Source organism: Phocaeicola coprophilus DSM 18228 = JCM 13818 (assembly GCF_000157915.1).
Lineage (GTDB): Bacteria > Bacteroidota > Bacteroidia > Bacteroidales > Bacteroidaceae > Phocaeicola > Phocaeicola coprophilus.
In genome coordinates this window covers 84,849-99,701 of the sequence record NZ_EQ973634.1, presented here as the reverse complement: position 1 = coordinate 99,701, position 14,853 = coordinate 84,849, and the positions used below count along the sequence as shown (strand labels likewise).

The 14,853-nt window shown below is 48.1% G+C and carries 11 protein-coding genes; 4 read left to right on the top strand and 7 right to left on the bottom strand.

Annotated features, from left to right (window positions below):
* Positions 1-83: 83 nt before the first annotated feature.
* The 7 genes from BACCOPRO_RS04480 to lnb form a co-directional block, all read right to left on the bottom strand.
* A complete protein-coding gene (locus BACCOPRO_RS04480) occupies positions 84-1,163 on the bottom strand; it encodes a BF3164 family lipoprotein (RefSeq protein WP_008141360.1) in 1,080 nt (359 codons plus the stop codon).
* Positions 1,164-1,810: 647 nt separating this feature from the next.
* A complete protein-coding gene (locus BACCOPRO_RS04475; RefSeq protein WP_008141356.1) occupies positions 1,811-2,809 on the bottom strand; it encodes an MBL fold metallo-hydrolase in 999 nt (332 codons plus the stop codon).
* Positions 2,810-2,821: 12 nt separating this feature from the next.
* Positions 2,822-3,271, bottom strand: coding sequence for a hypothetical protein (locus BACCOPRO_RS04470; RefSeq protein WP_008141355.1), 450 nt, complete (start codon positions 3,269-3,271; stop codon positions 2,822-2,824).
* Positions 3,272-3,335: 64 nt separating this feature from the next.
* Positions 3,336-4,325, bottom strand: a complete 990-nt coding sequence (locus tag BACCOPRO_RS04465) for a DUF6340 family protein (protein ID WP_022277368.1) — start codon at positions 4,323-4,325, stop codon at positions 3,336-3,338.
* A gap of 165 nt (positions 4,326-4,490) precedes the next feature.
* On the bottom strand, positions 4,491-7,796 hold the full coding sequence (gene secA, locus BACCOPRO_RS04460) for a preprotein translocase subunit SecA (RefSeq protein WP_008141352.1): 3,306 nt from the start codon (positions 7,794-7,796) through the stop codon (positions 4,491-4,493).
* Positions 7,797-7,899: 103 nt separating this feature from the next.
* Entirely contained in the window at positions 7,900-9,483 is a 1,584-nt protein-coding gene (locus tag BACCOPRO_RS04455; protein WP_008141349.1) for an alkaline phosphatase family protein, read from the bottom strand.
* Positions 9,480-10,667 carry a lipoprotein N-acyltransferase Lnb gene (gene lnb / locus BACCOPRO_RS04450; RefSeq protein WP_008141348.1) on the bottom strand — a complete coding sequence of 396 codons (1,188 nt, stop codon included), beginning with the start codon at positions 10,665-10,667 and terminating at the stop codon, positions 9,480-9,482. The genes BACCOPRO_RS04455 and lnb overlap by 4 nt, the downstream gene beginning before the upstream one ends.
* Positions 10,668-10,813: 146 nt before the next feature.
* Here lnb and BACCOPRO_RS04445 point away from each other — a divergent pair, with 146 nt between their 5' ends.
* The 4 genes from BACCOPRO_RS04445 to lptC are packed head-to-tail and all read left to right on the top strand — an operon-like array spanning position 10,814 to position 14,852.
* A complete protein-coding gene (locus BACCOPRO_RS04445) occupies positions 10,814-11,539 on the top strand; it encodes a type III pantothenate kinase (RefSeq protein ID WP_040311172.1) in 726 nt (241 codons plus the stop codon).
* Positions 11,529-12,812, top strand: coding sequence for a BamG family beta-barrel-assembly machinery protein (gene bamG / locus BACCOPRO_RS04440; protein ID WP_008141344.1), 1,284 nt, complete (start codon positions 11,529-11,531; stop codon positions 12,810-12,812). The genes BACCOPRO_RS04445 and bamG overlap by 11 nt, the downstream gene beginning before the upstream one ends.
* Positions 12,813-12,858: 46 nt before the next feature.
* A complete protein-coding gene (locus tag BACCOPRO_RS04435; RefSeq protein ID WP_008141342.1) occupies positions 12,859-14,220 on the top strand; it encodes a tetratricopeptide repeat protein in 1,362 nt (453 codons plus the stop codon).
* Positions 14,221-14,225: 5 nt separating this feature from the next.
* On the top strand, positions 14,226-14,852 hold the full coding sequence (gene lptC, locus BACCOPRO_RS04430) for an LPS export ABC transporter periplasmic protein LptC (protein ID WP_008141340.1): 627 nt from the start codon (positions 14,226-14,228) through the stop codon (positions 14,850-14,852).
* Position 14,853: the final 1 nt, after the last annotated feature.

Below are 14,853 nucleotides of genomic sequence, written 5' to 3'. Positions count from 1 at the left end.
GCACATTCCTCCTAAAAGAACTGCCGACAATAAAACGAAAATATGCTTTTTCATACTGATACAAATAATTTTATGAGAGTAAATCATTTCAGATCATAAACACTTATCTTCCAATTATGCTCTTCATCCATTAACGAAACAAACAGACGGCTGTCCGTTTCATCAGCCGCTATATGGAAAGCCGGTACATCAAGTTGAAAACTACGGACTGGATTGCCATCCCAGTCATAAACAAGAACCGTGGAAGAACAACGGCCTGACTCCATGACCTTTTTGTCCGAATACAATGCATACACATATTTATCAGTGCTGCAAAGACTGATATACCCCCAGAAACTTTCAGGAGTCACACTGGCACTATATATACCGCCACTTGATTCCGGAAGATATAAAGGATTCTTCAGACGAAGAGACTTCACCAGACGAATCTTTCCTTCATCTACAGCCAGAAAATCAATATTCGAAGAGAAATTCAGAGCACAGGCAAGACGCTTGCCGGAGCAGTTCATTACCAGGTCACCCTGATTCGACAGAAAACGAGTATACCTGTCAAAAGATGTATCTTCGGAATTATACACCTCAACAGCTGTATCATGAATATGATTGTCTGAATCAAACAGAATATACTGGTAATGAGAATCCAGCAAACCTGCACCAAAGAATAGGCCATTGCCCAGAAAAGCCAGACGGGAAAGCTGGCCATCACCGATATCATATCTCTGACGCCACACAAAGCCACTATGACGGGCTCCGTTACGCAAAGTATCCATATCATAGGCTGTCACATTTTTGGTCGCATCATCAAAGACGACAAAACGTCCGTCAGACAGGCATCCGTAACTGCCCGAAGATATTTCGCCAGGCCCCTGCCCTATTCTTCCGAAACGGGTGATATATTCACCGCTAAGGGCATCAAATAATACATAACTCTCACCCGATTGCAGATCATAAACCACCAGATTCCGGCCGGAACAAGCCAGCCCTTCCACAACAGCCAGAGAATCTTCCGGAACAAACGATTCCGCAGAACAACTTAAAGATATCGGAACCGGAAACAGCTCTGACACACTTTCCGGCTTCTTCTCTGCTGTACACCCACACAAGAGAGCAAGCAGCACACCCACCACGACTGTCAACAAATACGATGAGATTTTCATATTCATACATTTGGATTTCTGTCACAACAAAATTAAGAATGAAGTCTTATTTTTGCAAGGAGTAATTATAATACCTACTTGCATAAAACCATAATGCACTGTAATACAAGGATCTATATTTACAAAATGTCAGTTCATGTCAGTTAATTCCAAAGGAAAGACAAGACGATAAGATCCGTTTCCGTCATTGTGCAAGGTTACTCTATGATATCATGCACATGCATAATACGGGAATTATATTCCAGTACTTCCACATTGGCCTTTGCCAGAAATGAATACAAATAATTTAATCACATTTCTTTTCATTGTTTTCTATCTTTTTTTACTTTTGACAAAAGTAAGGAAATTAAGAACAGAGTATTCTGAGAGAAATCTGAGATTCTGACAGATTGTTTATATTCAGATATTTACATATATATTTCTCAGAAAACTTTCAGATTCAGATCCTTCAGGATCGTCTTATTCAGCATCCGGTTTCAAGTAAACTGCACCGGAAAGCTCTGCATGTATTATACGGATTCCAACAGGAAGCCGATCGATTTCCTTATGGAAGTCGATTGACTGTCTGCCGGAAATCAATTGATTTCCTATAGGAAGTTGATAAAAAGATCAAGAGTGTAATATGGGGATGCGGTCACAATAACTGTGTCCGTTTATGAGAACCGCTTCAATTTAATGATTTCTCCCAGTTCGGGCAAAATAATGTCCTGACCGCGCTTCTTCGCTTCTGACTGAAACACATGGGGCGGATCGAATAAGGGTTCATCGGACAAATCGAAGGTGCCATAGTGCATGGGAATCGTTACATGGGCATGCATGTCGGCCGATGCAGTCAGTGCATCGTAAGGTGATATGTGATTGGGTTTCATAAACCAACGGGGTTTATAGGCACCAATACCGATCATGCAATAGTCGATATGGGGAAAGAGTTCCGGCAGTTCACGGAAATGATGGGCATAGCCTGTATCTCCACTGTTATAGATCGTAATGTGGTCGGCTTCAATCATAAAGGCTCCCCACAAACGCTCGCCTCCGTCTCTTACACCGCGCTTGCTCCAATGCTGGGCAGGAAGAAACGTAAGACGCAGACCGCCGTCAGCATACTGCTGATACCAGGCCGCTTCGATTACCTGCAGACCGGGAAACCATCCTTGAATCAGCCTGCCTGTTCCAATGCCGCAGAACAGTTTCATCCGGGGATTGCCGGCAACCAGCTTTGCCACACTGGGCTTGTCGAGATGATCAAAATGGTCGTGACTGATCAGCAGATAGTCTATATCGCGAAAAATGGAAGGACTGGCAGGAAACTCACTCCGGCGCTTGACAAACGGAATGCTGCCATACACCGGATCGATCATGAAACGTTTTCCTCCCAGCTGAAGAAAAAAAGAATTGTGCCCCAGCCAGATCAGGCAGTTGCCCACTGCGGCATCCAGCGAACGCAGGTAATGAATCCGGGGATTCCATTTCACCTGACGCTTTTCCTTGCGCTGGGGATTCGGCGAGAAACGCCACTTCAGAACACTTCCCACCCCCGGACGCCAGCGGTGCTGACGGTTAAAGAACTTGCCCCCCACCGACGGATTGCCCCGCCACCGGGGATTGACCGTCCGAAGGTGTTCGTTCTTCCGAAAGGTGATGCGTTCATTCATACGGACTCAGGCTTATTTTTCCAACAGTTCCTTCAGGAAGGTATCCAGTTCCTCGTCAAGCCCTTTCAGCAGTTCGTCACTGAGCAGCATGGTCTCTTCTTCATCCATCAGCAGCAGTTCGGCTACGGTTTCCTTTTCATCGTCCACCAGCACGAAAGAATACGGCTTCAGCAGACAAAGCTTGTCGAGCGCACCTTCATCTTTCAGCGTCATGACAGCCGAACGAAGCAGCGGCTCCACCTGGGTATAGAAGTCGTCGCTCTCATAATCCACCCACTCATCAATAATGGTACGGGCCAGCTCTTCATCGTCATCGTCGAAGATAACCAGCTCGCCGCTGTCCTGCCGCGGCAGCAGATGAATATCTGTTATGACTGAATCTTTCTCCCCTGCGGCATAGTGTCCGATCGCTTCTTTCAGGGCGGAAACGATGGCCAGCTGTGACTGTTCACATATATCCATAGACTATTCTCCTTTATTTGTTCTCTCAAATGTACAAAAAAAATCGTTCGTACAAGGAAAAGTTTCAGAAATTGTTATCAAAACGGTGCATTTGGATGTTCAGCTGGGTCCATTGGCGCAGACGTTCCTGCAACTGGCGGTCGTAGAAACTGACAAGTTGTGCATAGTCAGAGTCGGGCTTCACCAGACTTTTTGCCTTTTCCAGCCACGATACTGCCTGGTTCATATCGCCCAGCATTTCATAGGAAAGGGCCAGATTGAACGCAGATTTCATCTTGAGGTTTCCTTTCTTGCTGGCTTCATAGAGCTTTGTCCACAGTTCCTGGGCTGCTTTCCAGTCTCCCTCACGCACACTGACTCCGGCATCGCGCATGTCGGCACATCCGCCGTCGAAATAGATCCGGTCGGCCGATACCCAATGGGGCACGAGATGGCCGGTCAGGATGGAAGCGGCATACGAAGATACTTCCGGAATGACAGTCTTGTCGGAAACCGTAGGGTCGATCTCCCATCCCAGGCTGTCGGTCTTCACCAGGGTGAACAGGGGTTTGTCACGTCCGGGAACATAGACCTGCACCTGCGGGGTAAGCTTCACATGAGCCACTGACAGAACGGCACCAAACTCCGGATAGAAAACATCCTCCTTGCGGGTTTCAATCTGCACACGGTCGAAAGAAAAGATGGCATCGGCTCCCAGATCCCGCGTCAGCTGTTCCACCTGACGGGCTGACAGGCTTGAAGTGCCGGCACTACCTTCGGAACGGAGGGCAGAATCGCAAATGATCACCTGGTCAAAATAACGGGTATCGGCCAGCGACTCGGCCAGTGCTTCGGCTGAGGTCTTGCCGTCGCCTTCCAGATGTCCCAGGGTCAGCACTCCGGATTTGGGAGAAGGAATGGGAGGCATGTTATTGACCACGGCTACATTCCGCAACTGTTCGGGAAAACTGACATCGGCAGGACAAAGCTGGTCGAAAGAAAGAAACTGGACGGAACTGCAGGATGCCAGCACACATCCGGCTATTCCGATCAACAAAGAGGCATACTTTTTCATAATCATCGTTTTAACGGAACAAAATTAGCATATTCCCCATAAAGTATGAGTTAAATTTTGAAAATATACAAACGAAAACGTGCCGGAGCGTATGGATATTCACGCTCCGGCACGCCGGACACACGCCGGAGCGTGTGTAAAAGGGAACTGACGTTCAGCTCAGGATTATTCAGCCTGGTCGCGTCCGTGACAGTTCTTGTATTTCAGTCCGCTTCCGCAAGGACAGGGATCATTGCGTCCTACGGTCTTTTCAGCACGGTAGGGTTCCTGTTTCTGTTTCTCGCGGGTATCCTGTCCGGCTGCTTCCTGCTGGGATGCATCGGTCAGGCTGGCTTTTTCTTCCTTGTACTGCTGGCGCGGAGTGGAAGGTTCGGGAGCAGCTTCACGTACCTGCTGGGGTTCCTGAACCGGGATCTGTCCGCGCATCAGGACAGAAATGGTATTGTTGTTGATCTTGCTCACCATGTTGTCAAACAGAGTAACAGATTCCAGCTTGAAGATCAACAGCGGATCTTTCTGTTCGTAGCTGGCATTCTGTACAGAGTGCTTCAGTTCGTCCAGTTCGCGCAGGTTTTCTTTCCATGCATCGTCGATGGTATGCAGCAGGATAGCCTTTTCGAATGCTTTTACGATAGCCTTTGATTCGGTTTCGTATGCTTCCTTCAGGTTGACGGAAATGTTATACATGCGCTTGCCGTCGGTAATGGGGATCATGATGTTTTCATACATGTGTCCCTGGTTCTCATAAACCTGCTTGATAACCGGATTGGCAATCTGTGCCATGCGTTCGGTCTTGCGTTTGAAGAGTGCCATTGCTTCTTCGAAGGTCTTCTCAGCCAGCTCGTCTTTCCGGCGGTTGCGGAAGTCTTCTTCCGTGAAAGGAGCTTCCATAGCCAGTGTCTGGAGGATTTCCATCTTGGCATCTTCGTAAGTCGGCTGTTCCAGCGCATTGTAGCAACGGTCAACGATCATGTTCACGATATCCATACCGATACGTTCTCCCATCAGGGCGTGGCGGCGTTTGGTGTAAACCACGGTACGCTGCTTGTTCATCACGTCATCGTATTCCAACAGACGCTTACGGATACCGAAGTTGTTTTCTTCCACCTTCTTCTGGGCACGTTCAATGGATTTGGAAATCATGCTGTGTTCGATCATTTCGCCTTCCTTGAAGCCCAGCTTGTCCATGACGCTGGCAATACGGTCGGATGAGAACAGACGCATCAGGTCATCTTCAAGAGATACGAAGAATACGGATGAACCCGGGTCTCCCTGACGGCCGGCACGACCACGCAGCTGACGGTCAACACGGCGGGATTCGTGACGTTCCGTACCGATGATGGCCAGACCACCTGCTGCCTTCACTTCCGGACTCAGCTTGATATCGGTACCACGACCGGCCATGTTGGTGGCAATGGTTACCGTACTGCTCTGACCGGCTTTGGCTACGATCTCAGCTTCTTTCTGGTGAAGTTTCGCATTCAATACGTTGTGAGGGATCTTACGCAGGGTAAGCATCTTGCTCAGCATTTCGGAGATTTCCACGGAAGTGGTACCTACCAGTACCGGACGTCCGGCCTGTACCATCTTCTCTACCTCTTCGATCACAGCTTTGTACTTTTCACGCTTGGTCTTGTAGACACGGTCGTTCATATCGATACGTGCAATCGGACGGTTGGTCGGGATCACTACGACATCCAGTTTATAGATATCCCAGAATTCGCCGGCTTCCGTTTCAGCAGTACCGGTCATACCGGACAGCTTGTGATACATACGGAAGTAGTTCTGAAGTGTAATCGTTGCAAAGGTCTGTGTGGCAGCTTCCACCTTCACACCTTCCTTGGCTTCCACAGCCTGATGGAGACCGTCGCTCCAGCGGCGTCCGTCCATGATACGGCCGGTCTGCTCGTCTACGATCTTCACCTGTCCGTCCATTACGACGTAGTCTGTATCTTTTTCGAACATGGTGTATGCCTTCAACAGCTGGTTGATGGTATGCACACGTTCTGACTTGATGGCATAATTGGTCAGCAGTTCGTCTTTCTTGGCCAGCTTTTCTTCATCGCTCAGTCCTTTCTGGTTTTCCAGTTCAGACAGCTGTGCAGCGATGTCGGGCAATACGAACAGAGTAGGATCCTGTGAGTTTCCGGTGATCAGGTCTACACCCTTATCAGTCAGATCCACGCTCTTGAGTTTTTCGTCGATCACGAAATACAACGGCTCAACGGCTTCCGGCATACGCTTGTTGTTGGCCTCCATATAGATTTCCTCGGTCTTCAGCATACCGGCCTTGATACCCGGTTCACTCAGGAACTTGATCAGCGGCTTGTTTTTCGGCAAAGCCTTGTGGCTGCGGAACAGAGAAAGGAAACCGGCTTCCACGTCTTCTTTCTTATCGGAAGCAATCAGGCGCTTGGCATCGGCCAGATACTGGGTAGCCAGTTTGCGCTGTGCTTCAACCAGACGTTCTACCAGCGGACGCAACACTTCGAAAAGCTGCTGGTCGCCCTTGGGTACCGGACCTGAAATGATCAGCGGAGTACGGGCATCGTCGATCAATACAGAGTCGACCTCATCGACAATGGCATAGTTATGCTTGCGCTGAACCAGGTCTTTCGGGCTGATGGCCATGTTGTCACGCAGGTAGTCGAAACCGAATTCATTGTTCGTACCGAAAGTGATGTCGGCCATGTAAGCACGGCGACGGGCTGCCGAGTTGGGCTGATGCTTGTCGATACAGTTCACACGCAGACCATGGAACATATAGAGAGGACCCATCCATTCAGAGTCACGCTTAGCCAGATAGTCGTTGACAGTAACCACATGCACACCGTTTCCGGTCAGTGCGTTCAGGAACACCGGAAGGGTTGCCACGAGGGTCTTACCTTCACCGGTCGCCATTTCGGCAATCTTACCCTGATGCAGTACGACACCACCGAAGAGCTGTACATCATAGTGTACCATGTTCCAGGACATTTCGTTACCGCCGGCTTTCCAGTGATTCTTCCAGATCGCCTTGTCGCCTTCAATGCGTACGAAGTCGCGTCCCTGTGCAGCCAGTTCACGGTCGAATTCGGTAGCTGTCACTTCGATTTCTTCATTTTCAGAGAGTCGGCGGGCCGTATCTTTCACGATGGCAAAAGCCTCGGGAAGGATTTCGTTGAGCACAACCTCATACTTGTCAAGCACTTCCTTTTCCAGTTTATCGATCTGTGCAAAGATAGCTTCACGCTTTTCCAGTTCGGTAGACTCGATGGAAGCTTTCAGCTCTTCGATTTTCTTGTTCTCTTCAACGGCAGAGTCCTTGATACGCTTTTTCAGCTCTTCCGTCTTGGCACGAAGTTCATCGTGGCTCAGTTTAGCTATTTCCGGATAAACTGCTTTCACTTTGTTCACCCACGGCTGAATTTCCTTCATGTCACGAGTAGCCTTGTTTCCGAACAGCTTGCTTATAAATTCATTAAATCCCATTGTGTATTATTGTTTTTATTATTTTCAAAAAGTAAAAAAGGTTTGTTCACGAAACCGCACAAAGATAACCAAAAAACAGGTATCTGCGGCATACGACCGAAAATTATTTACGAATTCCGGTCAAAGGAGAAGCGGAAGCGGCATTCGGAGCACGAATGCGCATGAAGTGAGCCACCGTGGGAGCCACAGTAGCCATCTTGACAGGAGTATAGAGAATTTCAGGTTTCACACCTGCACCCAGGAAAATCAAAGGTACGGAAGGATAGGCTTCGCGGATCACCTTCTGGGTGTTCGAATATTCGCTGATGACAGACCATCCGGGCATCACCTCGATATACAGGTCGCCCGAGCAGTTCGCGCTGAAACTGTTGCGTAGCTTCTCGATCTGCGGATCCCAGGCTCCCAACAGAATACGCTGGGAAGAATAGGCCGAACGTACGCCGCTCATCTGCACGACAAAGTCGCAGGAACGGTTCATCACCTCGGTGAGATCCAGTTTCTTTTCTTCAATCAGCTTATGGTTCAGATAGATCTGACGGTCATAATATGTCTCCACGTACTGTCCCTGACCGTAAACGGCCATCAGGTACATGTTCAGCAGGGCAGCACAGCGCTTGATGTGAAACTCTCCGCTGGGAATGCGGTATTGCGGAGGATCAGCGGGATCAGGATCCGTATAACCGGTAGAAGTAATGAAAATCAGGGTATTGTTCAGTCCCACCTTCCGGTCAATCAGATCCAGCAGGTCGCCCAGGGTATTATCCAGACGTACATACGCATCCTGGATTTCCATGGCATATTCCGTATTCGACTTATGGGCATAGTTGCCTGCATAATAGGAAAGTGTCAGCAGGTCGGGCGTATTGTCTTTTCCGATATTCGTATTGGTCAGAAAGACATTGACCAGACGGTTTACTTCATCGTTGGCATAGGGGCTGGTCTTGAATTTCTTGTATTTGTCCAGCCGTTCGTCTGAAAAATCATGTTTGAAGGTTACTTGCGGCACCTCTGTTGTGACATACTTGTAGGAGGTAACCGGAAGATAAGGTCCCCACACCAGACTGTTGATCCGGAAGTCCAGTCCTTCGCGGTCATTATAGGCCGAAACCCATTCCGGGAACGATCCGTAATAGGTCGTACCGCTCCACTTTCCGGTTTCGCTGTTGATCCAGAAAGCACCTTTGGCTGCATGTCCTGCTGCCATGACGGCCATTTCACGCGTAGGCGCAATGGAATAGACCTCAGCCCGTCCTTGTGTAGCCACCATCAGTTCATCGGAAAGGGTGGACACGAGCAAATGTTGCGGAGAAGTGCTTTCGGAAGTGTAAATACCCATAAAGTTGGGATCGTCTACACTTTTGACGATACGCAATGAATTACGGTCCATCCAGCGGTCGCCGACGATACCATTATAATAAGGTGTAGTTCCCGTATATACGGAAGCTACGGCCGAAGAGCGGTCGAGATTGAAAAAGTCGTATTCCGCATTATAGTACACCCTGCCCTCTTTCAGCAGACGCTTGAATCCACGTTCGCCGTACATCGCCGAAAAAGCTTCGATGTAGTCGGACCGCAACTGGTCGATGGTCAGTCCCACCACCAGCTTAGGTGTCTGCGAAGAGTTCTGTGCCTGTAATCCTGTCAGGACAAATGCAGTGATCAGAGATGTCAGTATGCGTTCTTTCATTTATATCTTTTCTTCAATACTAATACATGGCTCACTGAATTCACCAGCAAACCGAGTGCCAAAGGTAATACTGTTAAATTAAATTCTTGTGGTGAAAAGGGGATTATCGTTATAAAAAGTGTTAAATACACGCAATTCACCCGGTAAAACCAGTCCTTTTTACCTTTCACCACTCCCCGGATCCCCCACGGAAGCAGCAAAAGCGGCAGAGGATTGAACAGAATCAGCATCCAGTTGGAGCCGACCGTCGGGTGAACGGAAAAGAAAAACAGAAAGGTGATGATGCATCCCGCAAGCCCCTGCAAACCGAAAAGCAGAAGATCCCAGCCCCACCAGATACGACCGATACGCCACTGCCACCAGGCAACCAGTACCAACAGGGCCAGGAAACAGGATGCACACAACATCGGTGACAGGGGGAAAGAGGGAGCGGCTTCTTCAGGAACAACGTCTACAATCTTCGTTTCTTTCACAACCAGGGGGCGGCGACTGCCATCCGGCTGCAAGATGTATGCCTGTGCAGCAAAGTCGCGCATATAAAACGGTGCAAACATCTGAAGCCGGCTGTCAATCGGCTTATCGGCTTCCGCTCCCAGACAAAGATCAATGCCCAGTTCATCCCAGGAAGAGCCAGCCGTGAATTCATGGACTATACTGCGGAAGGTCTTTCCTTCCTTCCCTTCCGGGTAGACTACTGTTCCGTCAATGCTGCGCTCAATCTGGTCGCGCGCACGCGTAGTACAATTATCATAGAAATAATTATAGCGGTACTCCCGGTTCTCGGGGCGGTAATTCTCTTCGAGCAGGGAAAGGAGTTTCCACTTCTCAGCCGGAGTCAGATTCAGCTCCTGTTCATAAACCGACGAACCGCGCAAGGCATATTCCGACTCAAAGTAAGGATAGGGCGTAATTCCCAGCTGGTAGTCTGTCTCCCCTTTCACAAAGCGGAAAACAAAATGCGGAGTATTGAAACTGAACATTCCGTAATTGAACACCAGGTCTGTCTGGTCTGAAAAATTCTGGTAACGCAACGCCGTATGACCGAACAGTGCGTAGATCTCACTGCCCGGAGCACAGGTGAGCAGGCTGAACCGGATACTGTCCTGCGGCTGGAGAGCCTTTACAGGAAGCAGGAAACACAGGGAAAAAATCCCCAGAAGCCACATTTTAATAGATTTTGTCATAAACTCATATCACTTTTGGAAGCCAGAAAAGGCCGTTTCGGGTGCAAAAATACAGGTATTTATCTATAAAGTCTAAATAAATAATCGTTTTTATGACTAAACCTATTTATTTTTTACGTTACTTTGCAGCAGAAAAACGAACGAACGTGAATTTAGTAATAGATATAGGTAATACCGTTGCCAAACTTGCCGTATTCGACGGAGATGAAGTCGTGGAAGTGCTGCGTGGCTCCAACCATTCTCTGGACTGCCTCACCATGCTCTGCAACAAATATCCGATAGAACGGGGAATCATTGCTTCGGTAATCACCTTGAGCAATACCATACGCAGGCAACTGGCCAAGCTACACTTCCAGATGCTGGAGCTTACCTGGCAGACACCGGTGCCCATCCAAAACAAATACCGCAGTCCGCAGACCCTCGGCATGGACCGGCTGGCAGCCGTGGTGGAAGCCAATTACCTGGCTCCGGGGAAAAATCTGCTGGTTATCGACGCGGGAACTGCCCTGACCTACGAATTCATTGATGCCGACGGATGTTACTGGGGAGGCAATATCTCACCGGGAATCTATACCCGCTTCAAGGCTTTGAACGCCTGCTGCGATAAACTTCCGCTCATCGAACGGAACGGAGATACCCCCGACTTCGGTTACAACACAGAAACTGCCATCCGTGCTGGGGTTATCAAAGGAATGGAGTTCGAAATAACAGGATATATCCAGCTGATGCAAAAGAAATATCCCGACCTTTTTGTTTTTTTAACTGGCGGCGATAAATTTTCTTTTGATACAAACTTAAAAAGTATCATCTTTGCAGATAGATTTTTAGTATTGAAAGGTTTAAACAGAATATTGAATTACAATGTTAAGTAAGAAAGTACTCATTAGCGCCCTGTTTGTCGCCGGCTCTGCAGCTGTCTGCGCACAGACAAGCACTAACTCTCCTTATACGAGATATGGACTGGGAGACCTGTCGGATCAGGCCTTTGCCAATAATGCCGCTATGGGCGGTATCGGCTATGGCTTGCGGAACAGTCTTAATATCAACACCATGAACCCAGCCTCATATTCGTCTGTTGACTCACTGTCATTCATGTTTGATATCGGCATGAGCCTCAAAAGCTCCAACTACCGGGAGGGAGGCATCAATTCCAATGCTAAAAATTCCAGCTTCGATTATGTTGCCATGCAGTTCCGTCTGCATCCGCGACTGGGTATCGCATTCGGATTTACTCCTTACTCAACCGTGGGCTACAAATTCGGAAAGACCAGTTCCATTGAAGGCAGTGACGTGACAATCACGAATGTCTTTTATGGAGAAGGCGGTTTGCAGCAGATTTTCGGAGGACTTGGTTTCAAGATTCTGGACAATCTTTCCATCGGTGCCAATGCGGGTTACTTGTACGGTGATATCAATTACCAGACCGCAGCCAGCTTCAGTAACCGCGGAGACCAGACCATTACTTACAACAATCTGTCGGTAAAAAGCTACAATGTAAGTTTCGGACTACAATATACCCAACCGTTCAACAAAGACAATTCACTGACCATCGGACTGGTTTACGGACTGGGACACAACATGAATTCAACAGAAGTCAAGGGTATTCAGGTTACTGCCGACAATACATCCAGCAGCACTTCCGACAGCTACAATGTAGTCAATGAACGGGAGGAATATAACGGATACGGCATTCCGCATACTTTCGGTGCCGGACTGACTTTCACACATAAGCAGAAACTGACCATCGGTGCTGACTATACCCTGCAACAGTGGTCGAAAGCCAAATATAACAATACGGAAGGTCTCTACTATCAGGATCGCTCCAAAGTAGCCGTAGGAGCCGAATACACTCCCAACCTGCTTTCCAGAAATTATCTGGGACGCATCCGATATCGGGTAGGAGCCTACTATTCGACACCTTACCTGAATAACCTGCCGACAGGAGAAGGCCCCAGTGAATATGGTGTAAGTGCCGGATTCGGATTCCCGCTTTACCTGTTCCAGAAACATACCATGCTGAGCATCACAGGACAATATGTCCGCGTGAGCCCGTCCATCAGCAGAATGTTGTCGGAAGACCGTTTCGTCATCAAGCTGGGACTGACCTTCAATGAACGCTGGTTCATGAAATGGAGAGTACAATAAAAACATATCTATTATTTAACACAATGAATAATTAAATTTATATACGATGAAAATGAGGATGTTTACAATGCTGTGCGCACTGTCATTCAGTGCAGCAGCCACGTTTGCTCAGACAGGAGCACAAAGCGGTACCAGATTCGGACACGGCGAAGACAGTCTCCGCTGTTTGCAGAACATCAGTATTTACAGTGAATATGTAAAGACTGACAACTTCAAAGATGCCTACAAGCCCTGGAAAGCAGTATTTACAGAAGCCCCTATCGCACGAGTAAGTACCTATACGGATGGTGCCAAAATTCTGCGTGCCCTGATTGCCGGCTCTAAGGATGCAGCCCAGCAGAAAACGTATCTGGACGAACTGATGGCCGTTCACGATCAGCGTATCAAGTATCTGGACCAGCTGAACAGCCTGGTAAAGACTCCGGCAACCAAAGGTTCCATCATCGGTATGAAAGCGCATGACTACATCGTTTTCTCAGGCCCGAACGCTGACGTAGACAAGGCTTACCAGATGTGTAAGGAAGCTGTTGATCTGGAAAAGGCTACTTCTGATTACTTCATGTTCCAGGATTTCATGGACGTTTCTTCACGCAAACTGAAGAAAGACGACACTCACAAGGAACAGTTCATTCAGGACTATCTGACTGCTTCAGCTTATGCTGATGAAGCTCTGAAGGCTGCTACCAAGGAAAGAGACAAGAAGAACCTGAAACTGGCTAAAGACAATGTAGATGCTTACTTCATCAACAGTGGTGCTGCCAGCTGCGAAAACCTGCAGGAAATCTATGGTCCGAAAGTTGCTCAGAACAAGACAAACCTGGACTATCTGAAACAGGTGATCTCTGTAATGCAGATGCTGAAATGTACAGAACAGGAAGCATACTTCGAAGCTTCTGAAGCTGCACATGCCATCGAACCGACTGCTGCTACTGCCGTAGGTTGCGGTTACATGTATTATAAGAAAGGTGACATCGAAAAGAGTATCAACTACTTCGATCAGGCTATCGAACTGGAACAGGATCCTATCGAAAAGGCTAACCACTGCTACAGTGCTGCCGTTGTATTGTTCGGTAAGAAACAGTTCAGCCGCGCAAAACAATATGCAAATAAGGCTATCTCATTCAACCCCAACAAGGGTGATGCGTATATCCTGATCGCACAGATGTATGCAGCCAGCCCCAACTGGAGCGACGAAGGTGCATTGAACAAATGTACTTACTTTGCAGCCATCGACAAACTGCAGCGTGCAAAGAGTGTAGATCCTAGCGTAGCAGAAAAGGCTAACGAACTGATCAGAACTTACTCTGCTTACGTTCCGAAAGACGAAGACCTCTTCTTCCTCGGTCTGAAGAAAGGTAACTCCGTAACAATCGGCGGATGGATCGGCGAAACAACAACCATCAGATAATCCGTATGTCTACCAAACAGAAAAAGTTTACATACATCAATTTTTTGAACATAACAGCTGCCGCATGGGCAGCTGTTATGTTTCTTTTTCTGCCCTCCTGCGGCGGAAAGAAGCAAAATCTGGCTGATGCCGTCAGCGAAGGTGACTCCCTTCCCGACATGCATACAACCGGTGTGACCACTTTAATTTCAGACTCCGGCTTGATCCGCTACAAGATCGTAACGGAAGAATGGCTGATCTACAGCAAACGGAACCCTCCTTTCTGGGCTTTCGAAAAAGGCCTCTACATGGAAAAGTTTGACACACTCTTCCACATAGATGCCAGTATCAAGGCTGATACTGCTTATTATTACGAAACCAAGAAACTGTGGGAACTGCGTGGAAATGTACATATACAAAGCCAGCGCGGAGATAAATTCGATACCCAGCTCATGTACTGGGATCAGGGCAAGGAAAAAATCTATTCCGACCGCTTCATCCGGATAGAACAGCCGGACGGCCTGTTGATGGGGTATGGATTTGAATCGAACCAGACCATGACCGAATATCAGGTATTCAACAGTTCCGGAACACGTATCGTAGAGGACAAAGCTCCCCAGGATACAACTCAGACCAATCAGCAGAGAAATTAAT

Bases quoted from the DNA above. Each gene is read 5' to 3' on its own strand.
- BACCOPRO_RS04480 (WP_008141360.1), bottom strand. From the start codon at position 1,163: ATGAATATGAAAATCTCATCGTATTTGTTGACAGTCGTGGTGGGTGTG.
- BACCOPRO_RS04475 (WP_008141356.1), bottom strand. From the start codon at position 2,809: ATGAATGAACGCATCACCTTTCGGAAGAACGAACACCTTCGGACGGTC.
- BACCOPRO_RS04470 (WP_008141355.1), bottom strand. From the start codon at position 3,271: ATGGATATATGTGAACAGTCACAGCTGGCCATCGTTTCCGCCCTGAAA.
- BACCOPRO_RS04465 (WP_022277368.1), bottom strand. From the start codon at position 4,325: ATGAAAAAGTATGCCTCTTTGTTGATCGGAATAGCCGGATGTGTGCTG.
- secA (WP_008141352.1), bottom strand. From the start codon at position 7,796: ATGGGATTTAATGAATTTATAAGCAAGCTGTTCGGAAACAAGGCTACT.
- BACCOPRO_RS04455 (WP_008141349.1), bottom strand. From the start codon at position 9,483: ATGAAAGAACGCATACTGACATCTCTGATCACTGCATTTGTCCTGACA.
- lnb (WP_008141348.1), bottom strand. From the start codon at position 10,667: ATGACAAAATCTATTAAAATGTGGCTTCTGGGGATTTTTTCCCTGTGT.
- bamG (WP_008141344.1), top strand. From the start codon at position 11,529: ATGTTAAGTAAGAAAGTACTCATTAGCGCCCTGTTTGTCGCCGGCTCT.
- BACCOPRO_RS04435 (WP_008141342.1), top strand. From the start codon at position 12,859: ATGAAAATGAGGATGTTTACAATGCTGTGCGCACTGTCATTCAGTGCA.
- lptC (WP_008141340.1), top strand. From the start codon at position 14,226: ATGTCTACCAAACAGAAAAAGTTTACATACATCAATTTTTTGAACATA.